This is a genomic window from Methylomonas rivi, assembly GCF_024505165.1.
Lineage (GTDB): Bacteria > Pseudomonadota > Gammaproteobacteria > Methylococcales > Methylomonadaceae > Methylomonas > Methylomonas rivi.
Map to the genome: position 1 here is coordinate 1 of NZ_JANIBK010000018.1, position 22494 is coordinate 22494.

The window sequence follows — 22494 nt, forward strand, 5'->3', positions numbered from 1 at the left end:
AGGCCGCCGGCCAGCCTTGGTTCGATGTGAGCGTGGACGGTTTGGACGGGCAGCGGGACGTATGGCTGCCGGAAGCGCTGGTCGATGCATCCGCCGCCCGCTACCGGGCGGCCTTGGGCGAAATGACCGGCGAGCAGGTATTTACCCCGCGAGTGTATTCGAATGCAGCCCCGACGCCCGTAACCGTGGCGCCCGAAGCGCGCGGGGAACTGCCGAATGCGATGCTTCCGTTTATAATGCCGGCCTTGAATACCGCGGCGTCCCCCGGTAAAACCGCCTCAGGCCAAGGAAAGAACCTTCACGATGAATAAAGGCTATCTCTGCATCGTTCTGCATGCCCATCTTCCCTATGTGCATCACCCGGAACACGACAGTTTTTTCGAAGAAAACTGGTTGTTCGAGGCCATCACCGAATGTTATCTGCCTTTAATTGCCATGCTGGACAGGCTGCAGCAGGACAATATCCCTTGCCGGTTGACGCTGTCGCTGTCGCCGACCTTGATTACCATGTTGCAGGATGAATTGCTGCGAGGCCGCTATTTACGGCACCTGCGGAAATTGCTGGAATTGGCCGGCAAGGAGGTGATCCGCACCGAAGGCCAACCGCCGTTTAACGACCTGGCAAAGCGTTATAGGCGCGGGTATCTGGATGCGCTGCATGCTTACCAAAACCATTACCAGGGCGATTTGCTGGCGGCATTTGCCAAGCATCACCGCGGCGGCCGGCTGGAGTTGATCACCACGGCGGCCACGCACGGCTTTTTGCCCTTGCTGAATGTCAGCGAAGCGGCGGTGCGAACCCAGATCAAGGTCGGCATCGATAGCTTCAAGGCCTGCTTCGGTTTTGCGCCTAGCGGATTCTGGTTGCCGGAATGCGGCTTTTATCCAGGCCTGGAAGCAGTGTTGCGGGATGCCGGGGTGGGGTATTTTTTTGTCGATACCCACGGCATCATGGATGCCGGCCAAGCGCCCCGGCATGGCGTTTATGCGCCGCTGGACTGCGGTAACGGCGTGATGGCTTTCGGCCGCGATCCGAGTTGTTCGCAACAGGTGTGGAGCGCCGAACAAGGCTATCCCGGCGACCCGGCCTACCGGGAGTATTACCGCGACATCGGTTTCGATTTACCCTTGGATTATATTGCGCCTTATATTCTGGACGGCGTTACCCGTATCAATACCGGTATCAAATACCATCGCATTACCGGACGGGATGCGCCGGTCAAGGCGGTTTACCAGCCTGACAAGGCCTTGGAAACGCTCGGCCGCCATGCCGAGGATTTTATCGGCAAGCGCCGGCGGCAAATTCGGGCCATCGGTCCGGAGATGGACAGGCCGCCCATTATCGTCGCCCCTTACGATGCGGAATTGTTCGGGCATTGGTGGCATGAAGGGCCGTTGTGGCTGGAACAGGTGTTACGCTTGGCCAGCTTGGAAGAAAACGGGGTGGAAACCGTCGGCTGCGGCGATTATCTGCAACGCCAGCCGCTGCAGCAGCAAGCCGTGCCGGCCATGTCGACCTGGGGCGACCAGGGCTATGCCGATTTTTGGCTGAACGAAACCAACGACTGGATTTATCCCTTGCTGCACCAAGCCAGCAACGAAATGGAAAAACTGGTCAGCGATCTGAAACCCTTCAAGGTCAGCGAACTGCAGCAACGGGCCTTGAATCAGGCCTTGAGATCGCTGCTGTTGGCGCAAGCGTCCGATTGGCCGTTTATCCTGAAATCCGGCACCACGGCCGACTACGCCAAGAAGCGCCTCACCGACCATTTGGCGCGCTTTAATTATCTGCACGATTGCATACGCAAAAATCGTATCGACGAGCGCTATTTGACCGCGCTGGAAGTGATGGACGATATTTTTCCGGAAATCGATTTTCGCGACTACCATGCTCGCCAGCCTCAGGAGTAAGCCATGGCCGCCATTCAATGTTTAGCGGTGGAAAACACCATTGTCCGCAAAAAAGCCGGTAGCCAGCAGGTGCTGGTGTTTTTGCTGGCGGTGGAGAATCTGAGTTTCGATAAACAGGTCGATGTGGCCTGGGCTGGGCCGGATGGCGAATGGCATATGCTGGCCGCCCGGTATTTGGGGCCGCGCGGCGAGCAACAGGAATATTGGCAGGCACGGCTGGTATTGAACGGTAAATCCGGCCGCGAACCGGCCGCAATTGTCAGTTTCGCCTTGCGTTTGCGCTGCCGGGACGGCGAGTTTTGGGATAACAACGGCGGTTGGAATTTTCAAAGCAAGCAGGGCAGCGGCGTTGCGTTGGCGCGCGGTTTGCGGCTACAAAACCTCCACATTAAACCGAAGTTGGAAGACGGGCAGCGCTATGTGCAAATCAAGGTGGCGGTCGATCCGGACATGCGCGCCGAGGCGGTGTTATTGCATTGGACCGACGACAATTGGCGGCACAGCCGGCAAACCCCATGCCACCGTAGCAAACGCCTGAAACAACGCGGCGCCCAGATATGGACGGCCCGTTTGAAGGCGGAAGACGCGTTTGCCCTACAGTACAGCATTTGCTGCCGAACCGCGCGGCAAGAGATTTGGGACAATAACGGCGGCAAAAACTATCAGACCGGCCGCGATCCGCTCAAGGTGATGATTTTAAACCTGCATTGTTATCAGGAGGACAGGCAGGACGACAAGCTGTCGCAAATCGCCAAGGCCATCAACGAACAGGCGGTGGATATCGTTTGCCTGCAGGAGGTAGCCGAGCACTGGAACAACGGCCATGGCGACTGGGCGTCCAATGCCGCCAACATCATCAACCAGCGTCTGAAACCGGCCATGCATCTTTACACGGACTGGTCGCATCTGGGCTTCGACAAATACCGCGAGGGCGTGGCGATTTTAAGCCGTTACCCCTTGCACCATGCCCATTCGCGCTACGTTTCCGATAGCCACGACGCCTACAGCATCCATTCCCGCAAAGTGGTGATGGCACAGGTACATGTGCCTTACATGGGGGCCGTCAATGTGTTTTCCGCCCATTTGAGCTGGTGGGAAGACGGCTTTCAGCAACAGTTCCAGCGCTTGGGCGAATGGGCCGGCGGCTTGCAGGACGATGCCGTCAAAGCCACCTTGTTGTGCGGCGACTTCAACATTGCCGCCGGCTCTATCGGCTATCGGCAGGTGGTGAACGGCAATCAATACGAAGACCAATATTTGGCCGCCAACCATCGGGGTTTGTTCGAAAAAATCTTCCGCGTCAACGACCCCCACTGGGGCAATCTGCTGGCGGACGATTACCGTATCGATTACATCTTTATGAATAAGTCCAGCGATTTGAGAGTCACTTCCGCGCGGGTAATCTTTACCGATTGGGACTACGGGCAAGTGTCCGACCATGTCGGCTATTTGATGACATTCGAACCGAAATAGTTTTCAGGCGCTTTCGGCGATTAGCCGGTAAGAAAATCCCCCTTGTTTCAGGGGGAGGGTGGATGTTATCCGCGCCTCAAGGTCGAGGCGCTAAAAATACCGGGCGATGATGGTCCGTATTAAGCCATTTTTTCAGGCGGGCAGGCTTGCTCCGCGGGCAATGCCGCGCGCAGTTCCTGAATCAGAAAACGTTTCAGGCCGCGGCCCAAGCGTTGCGCCAAAAGCGTAACGGCTCTTTCTTTGCTGACGAAAGTGGCGGGTTGCCTGCCCTTGCGGTGTTTGGTCAGGGCTTTGCGCGCGGAGGGGCGCAGATAGCATTCCGTGCCCGAAGGCAGCGTCGTGTCCAAGTCTCTTAGTAGATGGGGGGTGATTTTATTCATGGCATTCTCCAGTCTCCTTGCGGAGCGTTGGGTAATTCCTATACCAGGAAAAGGTCGAACTCCCGACCTGTTATTTAGAAAAAATAACGTGATTAAAATAGCAATTTCCGCCTAAAAAGCAATCGAATTTTTTAGGGCGGTTTTGATGGATAGGCTTGACAGCGGGAAAATCGTTGATCCCTGGAATGGCAATTCTGAATCCCCCGGCTATTTGGTGCATAATTCCCCATCTGATTTATTCCGGACAACGATATGCAAGTCGCAGAACATTATGCAAGACCCGTGTTTGGCAAGCTGGGGGGGTATTTCCAACGCGTTAACGATTTCAAGGATACCTTTAATTTGCGCTGGGGCAGGATAGAGTTCGACATGTACCACGGCATGTCGGCCAACCTGAAGGTGGTTCTATGGGTATACCGGGATAACGTCTGCGAGAAATATATCGTCGATACCGATGCCTACGATATTCAATGGGACCGGCATAAACGCGCCACCCGGGATTTTTTCATTCTGCCCAGTTCGGTGCATTTCGGCAAAATCAACTGCATCAAGTTTTCCTTTATCGTGCATCTGGGCGAGCATTCCATCGCTTCCCGGAACGAATACATCTTTATGGATTGGTACCAGCTGCAGGACGGCAATCATCAGCAGCGTACTATTACCGACGAACATGCCACGGCCAATTATTACCGCACCTACGAACTGAATCCCGGCGAATTGCAAGCCGATGCGGATTGGTACAACCACCACTTTCATTCGCTGAATCTGATCCCCAAATTCACCAAGGGTCAGCAATATCATCCCTACCACCCCAAGCGCTTTATTCACGACCATATCGACAAGGTGATCATGGCCAAGCGGGATAATCCCAACCGGCTGTGTACCATTAAAGTCAGCGTGGACTGCATAGACGACAACGACTTTGTGAATCATCTGATCCACGCCAGCCATCAGGGGGTGTGGGTGCAATGCGTGGTGGATTGGCGCAAGATGACCTTGACCAACAGCCAGACTTACGCCAACCTGAAACGCTCCGGCATCGAGTTGATCGGGGTGTTCTGCACGCCCAAGCACCATTTGATCGAAGTCGAGCCGGACATGCATACCAAGTTCGTCATATTCAATGATGAAGACTGTATTTTGGGGTCGTTCAATATCACCTTCGACCGCTGGTGGGCCAACTGGGAATCGGGCATGACCTTTCATTCCAAGGGTGTCTGCCGTTTGCTGGACAATATTTTCCAAAGCCAGCGCGGCGGCGTGATTCAAAAATACGGCATCGACCCGCTCAGCCCGTTCAACCTGCTGTATACCTTCGGCCGGCATACCATGGCCAACAGCCAGGTCTATCGTCCGCATCATGCCATTCTGGCGGAAATTCACCGGGCCAGGCATTCGATCAAGATTTGCCTGTTTTTGATCGGCGATCTGTTGGGCGATCATCACGATAGCGTCGTCAATGCCCTGATTCAGGCCAAGGAACGCGGGGTGGACGTGCAGATTTTGTTCAACGGCCATCTGGCCCGCCAGGGCCGTATCGGCGTGGAGCGGCCGATGCACGAGGAATTGAACCGGCCGCTGCTGCCCGCCGTGCAGCGTTTAAAGTGGGGTGGGATTCGGGTAGGCTTGGTGTATGGGCAGGACGACCATCCGGTGCCTTATTCGCCGATACATTCCAAGTATTGCGTGATAGACAATTACATCGTCATAGAAGGCAGTTTCAACTGGTATAACACCTCGGTGTTCTCCCACGACTTGATCGTGGTGGCCGCCAACCACGATGTGGCCAAACCCTACTTATACGAGTTCGATCAAATCCAGCGCTTATTCAGAGTCTATTTCTGAAACGGATCCCTGACCCTCCGTCGGTTGTAACGCCGCCAGGAGTAGCGCGTTACTTTTGAATAATGCGTGGCAAGCGCTGTTTTTCTTCAAGTTCAGGTTGCGCAAACTGGTCAAGGTAATCGAGGCCGACAGGGTGTCCCCGCCCGGCAGGCGCAGAATTACTTCGGTGTCCACCCCGTCTTGCAGAATACGTATCACCTGTCCGGTTAAGCAGTTGCGGGCCGAGAACGGCGGTAGCGTCGCCACCGCCAGCATGATTTCCGAAGCATTGACCAGTACCAGCACCTCGCAACCGGTGCTAAGAGCCAACGTTTGCCATTCGTCCATGGTTACGGAGGCGACGACGCGATCGCCGCCTTTCAGCGCCACGTGTACTTCAGCGGTTACAGCGCCGGTAACGATTTCGGTAACCGTGCCGAATAGCTGGTTTGTAGCGCTGGTTTTAACGGCCAAGGGTTTTAACAGCAGCATTATGTCGGGATCGTTCGTGAGCTTGCCGTTGAGTTCCGCTAAGAATACCTGGTGTTGCTGTTCCAACGTCGTGAACAGGTTCAATAACGCTTGGCCGGCTGCCGTCAATCGAGTGCCGCCGCCTTTGCTGCCACCGGTAGCCGTCGATATCAGAACTTTGGGAGCCATGTTATTGGCACGCTCTATGATCTGCCAGGCTCCCTTGTAACTCAAGCCGGCCAATTTAGCCGCTTGGTTGATCGATCCGGTTTCTTCTATCGCTCTCAGCAAGTTCAGCATGCGGGTATCCAGCATGCCGGCCAAGCGCAATTTGCCGGTGACCCAGCGGTAATCGGGATATGTTGCTTTGTGCTGAGTCGGATTTTTGGCCATTTTTTGTTAAATGTAATCAAGTGCGTTGCGAAAAGATGTCGGAAGCCTGTTAATTTCGGCTCTAAAGTCAGTTTCCCGCCCATCATTTTTTGACTTGACGGAATCTTACTGCAGGATGCATACAAAGTAGAAATTTGTTTACCGTCAGGATTCGGGTAGGCTTGGTGTACGGCCAGGAGGATCATCCGGTGCCGTATTCGCCGATACTTTCCAAGTATTGCGTGATAGACAATTACATCGTCATAGAAGGCAGTTTCAACGGGTATAACACCTCAGTGTTCTCCCACGACTTGATCGTGGTGGCCGCCAACCACGATGCGGCCAAACCCTATTTATACGAATTCGACCAGATTCAGCGTTCGTTCCGGGTATTTTATTAGGCCGGTCATTCCTTCAGCCCATCGATGTATTTGCCCAGCTTTTTATCCATTTTGGTCGTATGCATGGCGAACCAGTCGAACATATACACAACTACCGCTTCAAGGGAGATGCGGTCGGTGGCGTAGGCGTGTATCCGTTCGTCCAGCAGCGCCAATAATTCCGCGTGTTTTTGTTGGTGCTCGGGGTAATCCGGGTAGCCGGTTCTCAGCATGATGTTTTCTTCGCTGAAAAAATGAAAATCGGCGTATTTTTTAACCTCGTTCAATAAACGCATGCACCAAGCCTTGGGTTCTCCGGTTTCCGAGGCTTGGGATACGCTACGGATCAAATCCAGAAACACCTGATGTTCGTGGTCGATGCGCAGGTGACCAACCTCAAAGCGTTTGTCCCAGCGGATGTCGATTGCCATGAGCGTGCCTCGGTATAGGGGATGGATGTTTAGAATAAGCTATTCAATCGATTCGACAATATTATTTTGTAATTATTCAGCGAATGCCAGCCGTAACCCAACGCATCGGCTTATGGCGGTGCAATGGCTTCAATTGTTGGGTTACGCTCTATCGAGCAACCTACGCAATTGATCCGCATCGGCTGGCATTCACTGAATAGTTACCGTTATTTTTTATAACCGCTTGATAAATATGCCGCCCGGCCCGAGCCGGACGGCGGAAAAACGAATCCGGGTCAATCATGGGTTAATCCGCTTGATAGGGCTGTAGCGGATCGGCGCCCAGCGTGCCTATCAAGGTTTGCAAGTAGTCCGGCGCTTTCAGCTTTTCCAGTTTTTCCGCGGCCTGCCGGTGGCGCGTTTGCCAATAGCCGTCCGCGGTTTGGCCGTGGCGGCGGCCGTCTTGTATGTGTTTGTCCAGATACGCCACATGCCGCTGCCACAAAGCCACATCGCGTTGCTGTTTGATCGCCAGCCTTTCCCGGTACCAGGCGGAATCGAGCAGATATTCCCGGCTGAACATGGCGCGTATCTCCGGATGATGCGCGTCCATGCCCCGGTAATGCCCCAAGGCCATGATATGCAGCAGGGCGCGCAACGGCGGGCAGGCATCTTCCACGCTGCCGTCGTCCAGATACTGTTGGGCCACTTGTTGCTGGGTTTCGACGATGTTGTTGACGCCGTCGACGAATACGTCCAGATTTTGCCGCTCGGGTTGCAGGATGTCGTCGGTAAACACCGCATACGGGTTATCGAAAATCTTGCCCATCAAACCGTGTACGAAGTGGCTGGTGATGCGGTAGCCCAGCCGGCTGGCCAGCACGATATTGCCGTTATGCTCGAAGTCGTTGAGCGGTTCCAGATAGCCGTGTTTCAGCAGATACTCCGGTTGCCGCTCATCCTTGGACAGGCGCGACCAGATTTCCGGAATCAGCAGGCTGATGTCGTGATCGACGCGAATGTCCGGGCCGATATAGCCCGCCGAGCTGGAAAAGCCGGGGTAGCCGGTTAGAATAAACGACACCAGGGCATTGTTCAGGTCGGCTGTCGGCCGCAAGGCGTTGAACGGGCCCTTGGTCAGCGCGCCTTCGCTGCCGGCGCCTGTCGTGGAGGGCGACTTGCCGGTCAACGAGCAGACAAAGTCCATGAACAGTTCCGGCAAGTCCTGATAATGAATCGGGTTGTAGACCGCCAGAGCCCTGATCTTGCCGTCGGGCGGATTGTTGCGGCGGCCGGTGAGTACCGCGTCCACCGGGTGGCACAGCGGTTGATTGAGAGGGATTTTGCGATGCAGGCGGGCGCCCATTTCCGCCACGTATTTGCGCATGGGTTTGATCAAATCCACCCGGGTTTCCAGATAGCGCGGATTTTTCGAGGGTTTGCCGTCCACCAGGCGCGGGTGCGCCGACGATACCGCGTAAGGCTGATTTTGTCGATAAGCCTCGCTCAACAAATCGTGCATGGGCGGGGTGAATTTGGAAAAGGTCAGCACGTCTTCCACTACCTCGGCCAGCTTATCATGGTCCAGCGGTTCGAAATTGGCCATGAAATTGCCGGGGGCGGACATATTGAATTCGGTTTGCTTGTCGTAACCGGGGATGATGGCGTCGTCCGGGCGCTGGAATAGCCGGTATTCGCAGTTGCCGACCAATTTAACGCTTTGTCCGCGAACGTCCTGGGCGATCCAGGGCCGTATCGCCGCTACAGGCACCACCACCGAGGCGCTGATGTCGTCTTCCATCTGCACTTTTTCGCAGGCCAGATAATCCTGGCGTACTTTAAAGGTGCGCCAGCCGCCTTCCAGATCGAAACCCACCCTAAGGTAAGTGGCCACAATCTTGCGGTGGTCCAGCTTCAATTCATGGCCGGGAGCGCCGTCGATAATGTCGACCGATAAATGGTCGCGCCAGTTATCGCCCCATTCGCTGCGGTAAAAACGTTTGATCAAAAATACCAGGGCCATGATGCTGGGCGGGATGGCTTTTAGCCAAGCGTTGAATTCGGCGGTGTGGTGCGGCGAGGGCGTCAATAATTTGATCACCGAACCCAGGCTGCGTTCGTCGCTGAGTATGGCGCGGGTGGGGGTGTGGTCTTCGTGTTCGAAGCCGGGCTTGAAGCGTCCGGTGTAATCCTTGTCGAAAATGGCCTGCACCCGGTCCAGGTCGCGCTGCAGGTCGTCGACGAACAGCGGGCCGTAAATCACGGCGTCTTCTATGGATTTGGAAATTTCCGACTTGCCGCCGCCGGACACCGTGCACGGTTTATGGCAAAAGGTGCCTTCCGCCACCGTGCCCACCAAGCGCCAGGAGGGGGCGCCGGGGTGTTTGCACATTTCGATTTTGTAGCCGTTGGGCTGGATATAGATTTTGCCCGGCTGCAGCCGAATGGCGTGGCTTTTGCCGTTTTTGACCCAAGTGATTTTCTGGGTATTCAGGTTCATCCGCAAATCCTGCGGCACATAAACGACGTCGGGAAAGCGGTTGTCTATGGCGTAGCCTTCCGGCTGCACGGTCATGACGGCGCCGTAGTGGTAGGCCATTTCATCGAAATCGTAACCGGGTTCGCGGGTCAGGCTGCCGACGCCGAATTCGTCGCCGTGGTTGAAGCGGCGGAAGGCCAAGGCGCCGCCGGCGTGTTCCTCTTCGGCGGAACCGAACAGATTGGCGGCATAGCTGATTTGGGTTTTGACTTCTTTTTTGCAATAACCGTAATAGTTGTCGGCCAGCAGGGTGACGATGACCCCGGAGGCGTCGCGGGCGCAAAGTTTAAACGCTTGGCCGTTGTTGTACAGTTCGTCTTCCCGTTCCCAGCACATGCCGTCGGCGCGTTGCCGCTCGCTGGCGTCGTCCCAATGCGGCAGGCCGACATCGATTTTGCGCAGTTTGGCCAAATGCGGGGCCAAAATCACGCAGCCGCTATGGCCGCTCCAATGTTCGATATCCAGCGCCGCGTCGCATTCGGGCAGGGCCGGGTTGCCGCCGTTGCCGAAAATGCTTTCCACGAAATCCAGATTGCTGACCAGATTGCCGGGAGCGAAAAAGCGGATTTCCATGGATTTTTCCGCCTCCATGCCTGGGATTTCCGGGCAAATCACCGGACGCAGCAGCAACGAGGCGAACATGCGCGCCGGCTGCGGCTGATTGGCGGTAAACGGTACGATCAGCATGTCCGCCGGCGGCTTCAGGGCCTGTTCCAGCATTCTGGCGAAGGTCAGTTTGGGCACTTGTTTTTTATCGCCCGGCACCGGCAGGCCGCCTTCCGCGATATGAAAGGAACCTTCGGTGGTGCGGCGGTCGCTGGCGGGATTATGCAATACGCCTTGCTTGACCCGGTAACTGGAGACGATTTCCGATTTGAATTCGTCGGCGCCCAGCGGCAGCGACAGTTCGCGGGCCACCCCGTGCCGGTCCAATTCGAAGGTCATGGTGGGCAGGGTGGGGATTTTATCCAGACCCAAGTCGGCCAGATAACGCTCCAGGAAGTTCTGGATGCGGCGGTCGGCGGGATACAGCGACGAACCGGCCAGCTGGCGGTTTTTTTCCAGATAACTGTTCAGCAAATCCTGGGCGGTATCCATGAAAACGGCGGACTCGGCATCGTTACAGGTGGGTTGTCCGCAGGATGCCAGCTTTAAATTGATATAAAGATGCAGTTGCTGACTGATACTTTGCCGGTCCTGATGATCCGATCCAAGACCCAGCGCCCGTAGCTTATCCATAATGCCCCCATGGTTGGTTAATTGATAGCGGCATGATATAGCAATCTTGCCGGTTCCGGCATAACCCATTGGCCGATTTTCGCATTGAAGAATGCGTTAAATGTCTCGGCTGCTGTGTGATATGGCCTATTATTGCCCGTAACGGATGGGGCGCCGCGCCCTTAAGCGGTTGCCACGGCAGGGTTTTGTGCGGCTGGTATCCGAATTGCTTGAAACCGGGGATTTATCCACCGATTTTGATTCCGGATTCCAACCAATGCCTCTCGCCGTTATCGACCATGCGCAAGTAACCGTATTGTTTCGCGATCATCGTGAAGCCATTATTCGTTACCTGCTGCAAAGAGTGCGTTGTCCCGACACCGCGCAGGACTTAAGCCAGGAAACCTATTTAAGGCTGTTGCGCCAGGACGCCTTGCCGCACGCCGATAATCTGACCGGCTACCTGTATAAAACCGCCGAGCGGCTGGCGATCGATTTTTTGCGCTACGACCTGCGGGTAAACAGCCGTACCGAAGAACTGGACGACAGTTTGGAATGCCCTCGGGTGCAGCCTGAGGCCTTGGCCATCGTGCGGCAACAGTGCGAGATGCTGCTTGACGCCATTGCCGCGCTGCCCAGCCAATGCCGGCACGTATTTTTATTGCGCAAAATCGACGAATTGAGTTACGCCGACATCGCCCGGCAACTGGGTATTTCCGAAAAAACCGTGCAACGGCATTTGGTGAAAGCCATGTTGCATTGCCATCGCCGGCTGGAATCGGCGGTATGAGCTCGAATGCCCGGCAAGCCCGTTTCAGCCAGCGTAGTTTCGAACAGGCGGTGACCTGGTTTGTGGCCCTGCAAAGCCAGGATTGCGACGCCGCCAGGCGGGCCGAATTTCAACGCTGGCTGGATAAACACGCCTCGCATCCCTTGGCTTATACCGAAGCGGAAAAGTTGTGGGCCAATCTCGATCCGTTAAAGAGCGGCGAGCTACCCGATTTACAGGCGGCACGACGGGCCGGGCCGCAAAAAGTGAGTGTCAGAACCGGTTTGAGCGTATTGCTGGCGGCGGCGCTCGCCGCCGGGTGGTGGCTGGATTACCGGGCCGCGCCGGTCGGCTATATCACCAGCGTGGGACAACGCCAATCGATAAGCTTGGCCGACGGTTCGTCGATTGAATTGAATGCCGTCAGCCGCTTATCCGTTAAGCTCAGTTGGTGCCGGCGGGAAATCACCTTGCTGGAAGGCGAGGCGTTGTTCAATGCGGCGCATGAAACGCTGCGGCCGTTTACCGTGCAAGCCAACGGCCTGCAAATTCGGGACATAGGCACCCGTTTTACGGTACGCAGCCGTGCGGATGCCGTGCGGGTGGCCGTGCTGGAAGGCGAGGTCTCCTTGAAGCCGGAGCATGATTGGCTGGGACAGCCCTTAACAGCCGGCCATAGCCGGCAACTGGACGGCAACAAGCAATTGCAGGCAATCGAAACCAGCGACGCGGATAACGAGGCCGGCTGGGTGGACGGACGGCTGGCGTTCGAACATACGCCGTTGGCCGAAGTGGTCGCCGAACTGGAACGCCATCACCCGGTTCGCTTCGTATTCGCCGACCCGGCGCTGGCAAGGCAGACCTTGAGCGGCAGTTTCGACATCGCGGATTTGCAACCCTTTTTGCGGGCCGTGGAGACGATGTTGCCGGTTCGCGCGGTGCGTAAAAAGCAGACTATCGTCATATCCGGAAGGCGGTAGTTCGGGTTCCATCCGCGGGCCTTGACAATGACTGTACAGCGGGCGTCGATAATTTTCCATGGGCTGCAGGAGTCATGAAACCTCGGGATTTGAAAAAGATATCGCGATTAATGGAGTCTGGACGGCAAGGTTCGACCCAATAGCGACAGTCGTTTGAGCTTTCAAATGACTTCTAAGGGATAATAAGCTGAACCTGCGTTTGTGGAAGTAGGCTCGGTTAAATGATAATGAAACCCAGCTAAAAATCATTAAAGCGGGGTATCGCTGCCACTCCACCCAGCCTACAACCCTAAAATTTGGCAGCAGTGAATTTAAATAAAGTCAAAGATCTTTAATATGGCAGCAAAAAAGAGAGATAGCTACAGTGACAACGAGCATAGTATGCTTTATGCGGAAACTGGCGGATGCTGTCCTCTCTGCACGCTGCCAATTCTTTTTAAAAAGCAGGGTTCAACAAAACCAAATAAGGGCTATGAAGTTGCCCACATCTATCCATTGAATCCTACGCCGTCTCAAGCTACTGCTCTTATCGGGTATCCTACTCCTATTGATATAAATGCTCTTGAGAACGTTATTGCATTATGTCCAACATGCCATACCAAATATGACAAAGATTTCAAGCTTGATGAGCTTATAAAACTCAGGAAAATTAAGGATGGATATTTGAGTGAAGCGAAGGCAAAGCAAACGGCATCGCAGCATACAATTCAAGAGGAAGTCTACGAAATATTAGATGCAATTGCCTCGTTTGATTTTGATGAAACGTCACTTAGCTCTACTAATTTCGATGTTTCAACAGTCGACAAAAAACTAAGGACGGGTATGAGCCCACTGCAAAAAAGTGAAATCAAGATGTATGCAATTAGTTTCTATGTGCGAATACGGGATCATATCCGTACACTAGAACAGCAAGACCAAGCATCAGTAAGAATTCTTCAGAATCAAATCAACTCATACTATCTTGCTATGAATAAGCAAAACCCAGAAAACAAAGATTTTGTATTCAATTATGTTGCTCAATGGATCAGCTCAAAATCCAATAAACCCATTTTGGCCGCAAAGGTATTAACTTCTTTTTTTGTCCAGAATTGTGAGGTTTTTGATGCTGGTACCGAGTAAATTTACAAGACTTGAAGAATCTACTATTTTCAAGATGAAGTGCATTCTGGCAGATAAAAATGAAGTCGAAACAGTTCTTGATGTATATATTAGAACTAAGGATTCATTTTACGATGTTTCCGAATTTATTCATGCTCTTGATGTTTTGTATGTCCTGGGTTTGCTGAATATAAATAATATGACTGGCTTAGTTGAGTATGCTTAAAGAGATTCACTGCCCTTTTTTTAATCATTCCAGCATTACTTTTCACCAAGGATTCAACATAATATTAGGTGATGATGATGCAAAGAATTCAATTGGAAAGTCTACGGCTTTGATGGTTATAGACTTCATATACGGAGGAAGTAGCTTCCTTAAAGATGAAGCTGGAGCTATTAATGCACTTGGTCATCACCACTATAATTTTTCCTTCGAGTTTTCAGGAAAATCGTATTACTTCTCGCGCTCTACCGATCCCTCAGATTTGGTTTACGTCTGTGACGAAAGCTATGTTAGGCATGATGAAGTATCTGTTGAAGATTATTGCAGAACACTTAAAGAACTTTATGGATTAGCAAAAATTGAAAGTTCTTTTCGCTCTATTGTTAGCCCTTTCGCTCGAATATGGAAGAAAGGATGTTTGGAACCTGACCAACCATTCATATCCGCCCTTAAAGAGCCATCTGGAACTGCAATTAGCCGATTGATTGATCTCTTTGAGCGTAGAGGGGAAATTGCAGCTGAGAAGAAGGTAATTGATAAATATAGAGAGCGTAAGAAGTTAATATCTGGCTCAATGACTGAGAATATTATCCCAAATATAAACAAAACCAAGTACAAAGCCAACAAAAATATTATTGCAGAAAACGCTGTACAAATTGAGCAACTCAAACAGGGTTTTAGTGGGACACTTAATGCTTATGAGGCTCTGTTTGATAAAAACTTACAAAGTTTGAATCAGCAAAAGAACGAGCTTACAAAGTTTAAAAGCGAGCTTCAGAGCAAAGTAAAAAGATTGCAAAGGGAAATTTCCGGTATAACGCCACGAGTTGCAGAAAATATTAAACTTGTAACTGAGTTTTTTCCCTCCGTAAACGTAGATAGACTAGAGCAAGTAGAGGCTTTTCATCAGAATATTGGGCGTATCGTTAAGAAGGAACTCAGGGACGAACTTGCAACAGCTCAATTGAAAGAATCTATTCTTACGAACGAGATTATGTCCTTGGAGCAACAAATCCAAACAGCATTAAAATCAAAAGGAATGCCCGATGACTTGTTTAAGCGAGTATTTGAATTGAAGGAGATCACCGATAAGGCAAGTGAAGAAAATAAATTTTTTGAGAAAAAGGCACAGATTGAGGAAGCTATAAAAATTTCAGGTAGTCGACTGGATGATATTTTTTCTCAAATATTTCTTGATATTGAAGGGAGACTTAATTTGAAGCTAAAGGGATTTAACAAGGTTGTTTACGGCCCGACTAGAAACAGCTCAGAGTTAAGGATTAAAAGTTCTAGTTCTTATAGCTTCACTTCCCCAGGTGATACAGGAACAGGAAAGTCCTATGCTGGATTGATTGGCTTTGATAGGGCTATGCTCTCTTTAACCCGCTTACCTTTCGTTATTCATGACTCGGTAGTCTACAAGAACATTGAAATAGCCGCTATACAAAAAATACTCAGAATTATGGCCTCCACAAAGTCAAAGCAAATTTTCTTATCTTTTGATGAGGCAAAGAAATTTGGCCTTCAAACAGAAGGGTTAATCAAGAAATTTACGGTCTTGAAGCTGAGTCACAACGATCTTCTTTACAATAAAGACTGGCGTGATAAGAATTAGCGCGCGTGCTGTTTAGCCGGTGTTTACAAATGAGGCCCAGCCAAGGGTAAGGTTAAGCTCTTTGGAGATATTGTTTTGATTCATGTAGTATTGGATACCAATATATATAGAAGTAATCCGAGCAGGAATAATCTAAATTTCCAGGCTATTGAAAAATTAGCAAACGCTGGGTGGCTAAAACTGCATATACCATATGTGGTTGAGCGCGAGTTCCAAACTCAACAACGCGAAATCTACTCAAAAGACTTAGAAAAAGCGCAATCCGGTCTATCTGGTCTATCAAGAAAACAGTTGTCGCCAGAAGTGCTAGAGATAGTAAATTTATTAAAAGCTCAACTTGAAGCTGAATCGGAAAATATTCTATTAGACGCCGAGAAACAGCTTACGGACTGGGCTGAAAGTATAGATGCAAACCGGTATCCTTTATGCTTATATCAGGCGCATACTGCTCTTGAAGCATATTTTCATGGTTTCCCGCCATTCAAGGCACCCAAAATTCGTGACGACATACCAGACAGCTTTGTCGTACAAGCCATTAACAAATTATGTCTTGAAAATGGTGACATACATTTAGTTGCTGGTGACAAGAAAGTAAGAGATGCCTTTTCTGAAAGAAAATCTGTTACCGTATATAAAGATTTATCGGATTTCATTGAATCAGAAATAATTCAAAATGAACTTAAAGACATTGATTTACTTGATAATATAGAAACAATTAAACTCGCTCTCCAAGCCTATGAAGATGAATACAGTGAGATTTCCACTAGAATATCCAGTGATGTGGGCGAAGTAATAGTAGGCAAGACGATTAGTGATGCTTCTATACCAGATGATAATAATGAAGCAACCATTGATGGGTACTATAGTGCAGATGAAATAGAGCTTGACTTTACTGATCTGGCATATTATGGAAATGGTCAGTTTGGATTTCCATTTAGTTTGAAAATAATGGTCAGTGCTACTTATTACATATTTAAGGCTGATTACTATTGTATGGATGATGGGCCTTCGGTAACGGATCATAATGATCACTACTTTGAAGCGGAGGATGAGTTTGAAGTTATGGTAACCGGAACGGTATCAATCACTATTGATCGGGACAAAATAAATATGGATGAATTTTCTGAATGCATTGATCAAGAATCAATCGCTATTGATGAAGTTCAGAGCATTGACCTAAGTAAATAGCCTCAATGGAATCGAAAATTCGAAGGCAAATACCCTCGATTTCGCCAACGCTGCATCAAGGCTATGAAAGGCCTGCCCTAGTCATGCAATCATAAACGCTATCAGGCAGCTATCCATTCCAACGCGGTCACTAAAGCAGATGCGCCGCAGTCCGCTTGTGGCCGAACCTACCCTATCAGTAGTGAAACGACGAAACCGACCCTTAGGCCTGTTAGAAGTTAAATCGCTTGTTCGTTGACAAGCGTTAATACTGTCAATTCATTTCGATTTGAAAATAAACAAGTAAGCGTCTAGCCATATCGGCTTTGCGCGCAATCATCTTCTCGGCTAATGTCCGGCTGCCGCCGTTGTCAATAACGGCTTCGCGAATCCGTTCGTCGGGAATCCGCACTACCACGCTAATGGCCTGCTGGATGTCGTCGGCAGTCATGTCGGCGAACAGCTTGATTGCGTGCGGGTTGTCCGCGTCGGTTCGCAGTACATCGAGTTCGTCCACGCGGGCGCCGAATGCCCGGCCTTTGGGATCCCCTTGCGCTCGAAATGCCAGCGCTCCGCCCACATCGAGCGTCAGCACTTTACCGTTGACGACGCCCTGGTTGTCGCCATTGAAGCCGGCGGCGTCCCAGTTCGCCGTCCAGGCATGCACGCCGAACCAGCGTTGGGCCTGTTTGCGTTCGCTATCGCTGAGATGGGCAACACACTTCTTGTCGAGTGAGACCCATTCGGTCGCGATTTGGTCGGGCGATTTTGTGTTTACATAGCTCAACGTCGGCGCGCCGGCCAGTTGGTAGAGCTTGGCCGCAATCGTCTCATTGCGGGCGTGGGCCGGAGATTCCAGCGTCTTCACGTAGTAGCGCCGTCCGTCATCGTCCTGAAAAATACCCGCGGGGTTGCTGCCCAATTGCTCGCCAACCCGCCGCATGGTGGCGGTATCGATCGGAAGTCTGTTTGCGTTCATCGCTGTACGCTGGCTCAGGGAATGGGCTTGGTTCGGCGCACCAGCGCCAGTTGCCCGGGCGTTTCGATGGCGCCCTTGCGCGCGCGGCGAACGGCATGGATCGCTTCGTCGGGGTTCATACCCAATTCCGCCAATAGCCGCGCCGCGATCATGCCCGCCCGGCCCAGGCCGCCCTTGCAATGCACCAGCACATCATCCCCATTGCGCAACATCTCGCGAATTTCGCGGCCTTGCGTGACCCACTGCTGTTCGAAAGCCTGAGTAGGAACGGAAAAGTCGGCAATGGGTAGATGATGCCATTCGATGCCGCGTCGGCGAATTTCATGCCCAAGTTGCGGCACTTTGAGAGCGTTGAGCTCCGCGGGTTCGACCAAAGTCAGCACCCGCTTTGCCCCCCACGCCGCGATGGCGTCCAAATCGATGCCGAGGTCGCGCTCCCAGGCGCCCGTGTGCGCAAAATGATCATGTTTGCCGGGGCAGAAAGTGATCCCGATCCGTCCATGCGACGGGCTCGCGCGTACTTCCGCGATCTGAAGAGGGTGTGTGTGGCTTGTCCGCGCCCCTGCCATATTGCCAACCTTACCAAAGACCGAATATCGGCGCGGGAGTTTAGCACGAACAATCGACTGCTAATCTGCTCAAGCGGCAAGCAGCGCGCAAAAAAACCGCCGTATGGGCGGTTTTGGGTTAGGGCGCTCGGTCAATCAGTAAGCCCGCGTAGCCGCGATTAGCGAAGCGTAATCGCGGCAATGAACCAAGTAGGAAAGAGTTAATTCCGGCTATTGCTACCGATCAACCCGGCGGGCTAATTTTTGGCCAGATCTAGCGAACGCGCTTTACAATCACTGAGAATCAAGTGAGCTGGATCCACCGAGAGAGCGAACGGGGCCACTTTCTTCAAAGCGCTTAACCCGAGTATCTGGCGTTCGGTTCCCTTAAATACGGCGGCTTCCACGTCATGAATGATGCAGCAGCAGCCGATGTTTAGGTTCGCGATGCGATAAATCGGCACAATGACATCCGTACCGTCAGCCATCATGCCTCCAACTTGCTTGACGTAGTCAAGCTTTCCGCGCTCCTTCAACAATTCGAGAGTAGCTTCGTTGATAGTGACATAGTCAGAACCCGTATCAACCATAAGCTCGTTCTTTGCTACCCCGTCAAATTCAACGGGAACATAATATGTCGCCGTCCCTTTCTTGCTCATGGGAACCGTGGTACCGAATTGAACGACTTGCACAGCTTGAGCGGGTGGAACCAAAAAGCACAAACTAACGAATAGTAGCGCTACGGCATGCATAAACATAAATGACCTCGGAAATTTAATTACCTCGCACTTATTGTTTACAGCGCATATCGTATGCCATAAGTAGATTTCCTTTATTTACAGATAGTTAATAGCATAAGACTAAACTAATCCGGACTTGTTGGCACCAAATCGGAGCATAATGGGTTTTGATGCGCACCAAAATAGCGCACGATCACTTTCGATCCGATAGAATTCAGTAAAATAATGTTGCTCGCATAATTTCGAATCGATATAATCAATCATCCTATACGACACAGGGAATGGTACGTGGGGTTACCTTCTTATAACTAAATCAATAGTGGGACTACTAAAATGAAAAAACCTACTCAAATTGCAAGTTTGTTAGTTGCTTTGATAACGGCTTTATTCTCAACAAGCATTTTTGCGGACGCCAGCAACTGCAATGCCTTCTATCCAAAGGTTCCTTACAATTGCGAATTAGTAAGAATCAAGAGTCTTCCCTTGGAACGTGCGGATTTTTCTGCTTTTGAAACGGGTGCGAGTGTGGCTAAAGCTTCGGCTGGTCATGTACAGCATCCCCTCCGCTCCGTGTCACGCGATACTGCAAGAAAATTACGATCCCATTCAACAGAAATCGCGAATTGATATTGTGTAGTCGCTTTGGACGTTACAATTCGGCTTTCAGCTCTTGCCGGATGTTGCGTAAAATCATACGGCGGCAAACGAACCGTCAGCTTGAATTAGCCCTACACCGATAGGCAGTACGCAAAAAAAACCGCCCAGCTGGGCGGTTTTTTGTTCGGCCGCGTGGCCGATCAGTAAGTAATCACTTCCGAACCTTTGCCCACCAATACGACATCGGCGTCGCGCATTGCAAACAGGCCGTTGGTGATGACGCCGGGGATATTATTGATGGCTTGTTCCATACCGACCGGGTCGACAATGCTCAGATTGTAAACATCCAGAATTTCGCAGCCGTTATCGGTGATGTACGGTTGGCCGGTGTCCTTATTCATGCGCAATTCGGGGGTACCGCCCAGTTTGGCCAATTGTCTGGCCACGAAGCTGCGCGACAAGGGCAGCACTTCGACAGGCAACGGAAATTTGCCCATTACGTCCACGCATTTGCTTTCGTCGACGATACAGACGAATTTTTTGCTGGCGCCGGCGATGATTTTCTCGCGGGTCAAGGCGCCGCCGCCGCCTTTCAGCATTTTTCGGTGTGGAGTGACTTCGTCCGCGCCGTCCACGTACACTTCCAGATCGCCGCTTTGGTTTAATTCCAAAACCTTGATGCCGATGGATTGCAGATGCTCGGTGGTTTTGATGGAGCTGGAAACCGCCGCTTCGATGTCGTGTTTAAAATCGCAGTCGGCCAGTTGGTTGATCAAATGGGTGACGGTGGAGCCGGTACCCATGCCGATCACAGGTACGTTTTTCAGGTATTGCAGAGCCGCCGCCGCTACTTGTTTTTTTAATTCATCTTGGGTCATTGTTGTTATTCCTGATGAGAGGTGGTGTGAAAATCGGCCGCGGCGATGTTGCCGCGTGGGTGTGGGATAATAACCGATTAACGCCAATCTCTCAGCAGTTTTTACGCCGGCGGGGATGTGGGGGCTATACCGTTCAGGCTACACGGGGCAATGGCTGCAGCCGGTACCGAGGATCAGAATGCATCAATATATCGAAAAAATATTACGCGCCAAGGTGTACGACGTGGCGGAGGAAACGCCGCTGGATTTTGCCTCCGGCTTGTCCGACCGGCTGGAAAACCGGGTTTATTTGAAGCGGGAGGATTTACAGCCGGTATTTTCCTTCAAATTGCGCGGGGCCTATAACAAAATGGCCGCGCTGACTCCGGAGCAGGCCGAGCGGGGCGTGATCGCCGCATCGGCCGGCAACCATGCCCAGGGCGTGGCATTGGCGGCGAAAAAACTCGGCATCAAGGCCTTGATCGTAATGCCGAAAACCACTCCGGAAATCAAAGTAAAATCCGTCAAGGCCCGCGGCGCCAAAATCGTCCTGCACGGCGATTCTTACGACGATGCTTACAGTCACGCCCAGGAGTTGGCTGGCGAGAAGGGGCTGGTGTTTATTCACCCTTACGACGACCCGGAGGTGATTGCCGGCCAGGGCACGGTGGGGATGGAAATCCTGCGCCAGCACAACGGCGATATTCACGCCATTTTCGTGCCGGTGGGCGGCGGCGGGCTGGTGGCCGGGATTGCCGCCTATGTGAAATTCGTGCGGCCGGAGATCAAGATTATTGCCGTGGAACCCGACGATGCCGATTGTTTGAATCAAGCCTTGAAAGCCGGCCGGCGGGTGGTGCTACCGCAAGTCGGCTTGTTTGCCGACGGCGTGGCGGTAAAACAAATCGGCGCCGAGCCCTTCCGCATCGCCCGGCAACATGTGGATGCAGTGATTACCGTCAGCACCGACGAGATTTGCGCCGCCATCAAGGACATTTTCGACGATACTCGCTCGGTGGCGGAACCGGCCGGCGCGCTGGCGGTGGCCGGCTTGAAAAAATATGTCGAACAATCCGGTTTGCGTCAACAAACCTTGGTAGCGATAGACAGCGGCGCCAATATCAATTTCGACCGCTTACGTTATGTGGCGGAGCGTACCTTGGTGGGCGAACATCGGGAAATATTGCTGGCGGTGGCGATACCGGAGCAGCCCGGCAGTTTTTTGAAATTCTGCAAAAAAATCGGCAAACGCAGCATTACCGAATTCAATTACCGTTATTTCGACCGGCGGCTGGCGCAGGTGTTTGTCGGCATCAGCAGTAGCGGTCTGGAAGGCGACCGCGAGCAATTGATCGCGCATCTGGAGGAAGATGGCTTTTTGGTAACGGATATGACCGTCAACGAACTGGCCAAGGACCATATCCGCCATATGGTGGGGGGGCATGGCCCCAGCGAGTTGAACGAAAGCGTCTATAGCGTGGAGTTTCCGGAACGGCCCGGCGCATTGCTGAAATTTTTGCTGTCGCTGGGCAGCCAATGGAATATCAGTTTGTTTCATTACCGCAACCACGGCGCCGCGTTCGGTAAGGTGTTGATCGGCTTGCAAATGGCTGCCGCGGAATGCGCGGCTTTCGAACAATGTCTACATGGCTTGGGCTTGGCGTTTCAGCAGGAAACCGGCAATCCCGCCTATCGTTTGTTTGCCGGCGGTAGCGCCGAATAAATGGGCTGGCGGGCGTTTTTGCAAAGCGTCCGCCAATGCGTTTGCGATGAAGGTAGCAAACCCAATAAACGTAATGAAATTCTACGTGCCTTTCCGGTTCCGGCTGGATAAACTGCGAACGTAGCTGGGGATGACGTTTGCAAGCTCCGAATAAGCCGATTCCGCTCATGGTTCGACAATCTCTCGGTAACCGCGCCTGCGTTGCTCTAACTTAGCATTC

Annotated in this window: 21 protein-coding genes; 13 read left to right on the forward strand and 8 right to left on the reverse strand. The window is 52.1% G+C overall.

Annotated features, from left to right (window positions below; translation table 11 throughout):
* The 3 genes from NP596_RS05270 to NP596_RS05280 all read left to right on the forward strand — a co-directional run.
* On the forward strand, positions 1-311 hold a 311-nt coding region (locus NP596_RS05270; protein ID WP_256614225.1), incomplete at its 5' end, for a hypothetical protein.
* The gene (locus NP596_RS05275) at positions 304-1911 is read left to right on the forward strand and encodes a glycoside hydrolase family 57 protein (protein ID WP_256614226.1); all 1608 of its coding nucleotides are present in this window, start codon (positions 304-306) and stop codon (positions 1909-1911) included. The genes NP596_RS05270 and NP596_RS05275, both read left to right, overlap by 8 nt.
* 3 nt (positions 1912-1914) lie before the next feature.
* On the forward strand, positions 1915-3384 hold the full coding sequence (locus tag NP596_RS05280; protein ID WP_256614227.1) for an endonuclease/exonuclease/phosphatase family protein: 1470 nt from the start codon (positions 1915-1917) through the stop codon (positions 3382-3384).
* Between the two features lie 119 nt (positions 3385-3503).
* Here NP596_RS05280 and NP596_RS05285 read toward each other — a convergent pair whose 3' ends face one another.
* The gene (locus NP596_RS05285) at positions 3504-3764 is read right to left on the reverse strand and encodes a hypothetical protein (RefSeq protein WP_256614228.1); all 261 of its coding nucleotides are present in this window, start codon (positions 3762-3764) and stop codon (positions 3504-3506) included.
* 252 nt (positions 3765-4016) lie between these two features.
* On the opposite strand from NP596_RS05285, the gene NP596_RS05290 reads away from it, so the two are divergent.
* A complete protein-coding gene (locus tag NP596_RS05290; protein WP_256614229.1) occupies positions 4017-5609 on the forward strand; it encodes a phospholipase D-like domain-containing protein in 1593 nt (530 codons plus the stop codon).
* On the opposite strand, the gene NP596_RS05295 is transcribed toward NP596_RS05290, so the two are convergent.
* Positions 5589-6452, reverse strand: coding sequence for a TOBE domain-containing protein (locus tag NP596_RS05295; RefSeq protein WP_256614230.1), 864 nt, complete (start codon positions 6450-6452; stop codon positions 5589-5591). The two genes, NP596_RS05290 and NP596_RS05295, sit on opposite strands and share 21 nt — an antisense overlap.
* Before the next feature lie 134 nt (positions 6453-6586).
* On the opposite strand from NP596_RS05295, the gene NP596_RS05300 reads away from it, so the two are divergent.
* A complete protein-coding gene (locus NP596_RS05300) occupies positions 6587-6832 on the forward strand; it encodes a phospholipase D-like domain-containing protein (protein ID WP_256614231.1) in 246 nt (81 codons plus the stop codon).
* 5 nt (positions 6833-6837) lie between these two features.
* Here NP596_RS05300 and NP596_RS05305 read toward each other — a convergent pair whose 3' ends face one another.
* Together NP596_RS05305 and NP596_RS05310 are read right to left on the reverse strand one after the other, a co-directional pair.
* Positions 6838-7242 carry a bacteriohemerythrin gene (locus NP596_RS05305; protein WP_256614232.1) on the reverse strand — a complete coding sequence of 135 codons (405 nt, stop codon included), beginning with the start codon at positions 7240-7242 and terminating at the stop codon, positions 6838-6840.
* A 286-nt stretch (positions 7243-7528) separates the two neighbouring features.
* Positions 7529-10999, reverse strand: coding sequence for a PPi-type phosphoenolpyruvate carboxykinase family protein (locus tag NP596_RS05310; protein WP_256614233.1), 3471 nt, complete (start codon positions 10997-10999; stop codon positions 7529-7531).
* Between the two features lie 256 nt (positions 11000-11255).
* Between NP596_RS05310 and NP596_RS05315 the strand changes: the two genes are divergently transcribed.
* From NP596_RS05315 to NP596_RS05335, 6 genes are all read left to right on the forward strand, one after another.
* Positions 11256-11768: an RNA polymerase sigma factor gene (locus tag NP596_RS05315; RefSeq protein ID WP_256614234.1), complete on the forward strand. Its 513-nt coding sequence runs from the start codon at positions 11256-11258 to the stop codon at positions 11766-11768.
* Positions 11765-12727 (forward strand): FecR family protein, encoded by a 963-nt coding sequence (locus NP596_RS05320; protein ID WP_256614235.1) that lies wholly within the window; start codon positions 11765-11767, stop codon positions 12725-12727. Before NP596_RS05315 ends, NP596_RS05320 begins: the two co-directional genes overlap by 4 nt.
* Positions 12728-13063: 336 nt before the next feature.
* Positions 13064-13846 (forward strand): ABC-three component system protein, encoded by a 783-nt coding sequence (locus NP596_RS05325; protein ID WP_256614236.1) that lies wholly within the window; start codon positions 13064-13066, stop codon positions 13844-13846.
* A gap of 34 nt (positions 13847-13880) precedes the next feature.
* Entirely contained in the window at positions 13881-14051 is a 171-nt protein-coding gene (locus NP596_RS21980; RefSeq protein WP_371927908.1) for an ABC-three component system middle component 7, read from the forward strand.
* On the forward strand, positions 14044-15663 hold the full coding sequence (locus NP596_RS05330; protein ID WP_256614237.1) for a DUF2326 domain-containing protein: 1620 nt from the start codon (positions 14044-14046) through the stop codon (positions 15661-15663). The genes NP596_RS21980 and NP596_RS05330 overlap by 8 nt, the downstream gene beginning before the upstream one ends.
* 75 nt (positions 15664-15738) lie before the next feature.
* Complete coding sequence (locus tag NP596_RS05335; protein WP_256614238.1) at positions 15739-16851, forward strand: PIN domain-containing protein; 1113 nt, start codon at positions 15739-15741, stop codon at positions 16849-16851.
* Positions 16852-17104: 253 nt separating this feature from the next.
* Here NP596_RS05335 and NP596_RS05340 read toward each other — a convergent pair whose 3' ends face one another.
* From NP596_RS05340 to NP596_RS05350, 3 genes are all read right to left on the reverse strand, one after another.
* Complete coding sequence (locus NP596_RS05340; protein WP_256614239.1) at positions 17105-17809, reverse strand: hypothetical protein; 705 nt, start codon at positions 17807-17809, stop codon at positions 17105-17107.
* 14 nt (positions 17810-17823) lie between these two features.
* Positions 17824-18378: a cyclin-dependent kinase inhibitor 3 family protein gene (locus NP596_RS05345; protein ID WP_256614240.1), complete on the reverse strand. Its 555-nt coding sequence runs from the start codon at positions 18376-18378 to the stop codon at positions 17824-17826.
* 236 nt (positions 18379-18614) lie between these two features.
* Positions 18615-19049: a retroviral-like aspartic protease family protein gene (locus NP596_RS05350; protein WP_256614241.1), complete on the reverse strand. Its 435-nt coding sequence runs from the start codon at positions 19047-19049 to the stop codon at positions 18615-18617.
* A 381-nt stretch (positions 19050-19430) separates the two neighbouring features.
* On the opposite strand from NP596_RS05350, the gene NP596_RS05355 reads away from it, so the two are divergent.
* Positions 19431-19724, forward strand: a complete 294-nt coding sequence (locus NP596_RS05355) for a hypothetical protein (RefSeq protein ID WP_256614242.1) — start codon at positions 19431-19433, stop codon at positions 19722-19724.
* 170 nt (positions 19725-19894) lie between these two features.
* On the opposite strand, the gene rpiA is transcribed toward NP596_RS05355, so the two are convergent.
* Positions 19895-20572: a ribose-5-phosphate isomerase RpiA gene (rpiA, locus tag NP596_RS05360; RefSeq protein ID WP_256614243.1), complete on the reverse strand. Its 678-nt coding sequence runs from the start codon at positions 20570-20572 to the stop codon at positions 19895-19897.
* 178 nt (positions 20573-20750) lie between these two features.
* Between rpiA and ilvA the strand changes: the two genes are divergently transcribed.
* Positions 20751-22274 (forward strand): threonine ammonia-lyase, biosynthetic, encoded by a 1524-nt coding sequence (gene ilvA, locus NP596_RS05365; RefSeq protein ID WP_256614244.1) that lies wholly within the window; start codon positions 20751-20753, stop codon positions 22272-22274.
* Positions 22275-22494 lie beyond the last annotated feature (220 nt).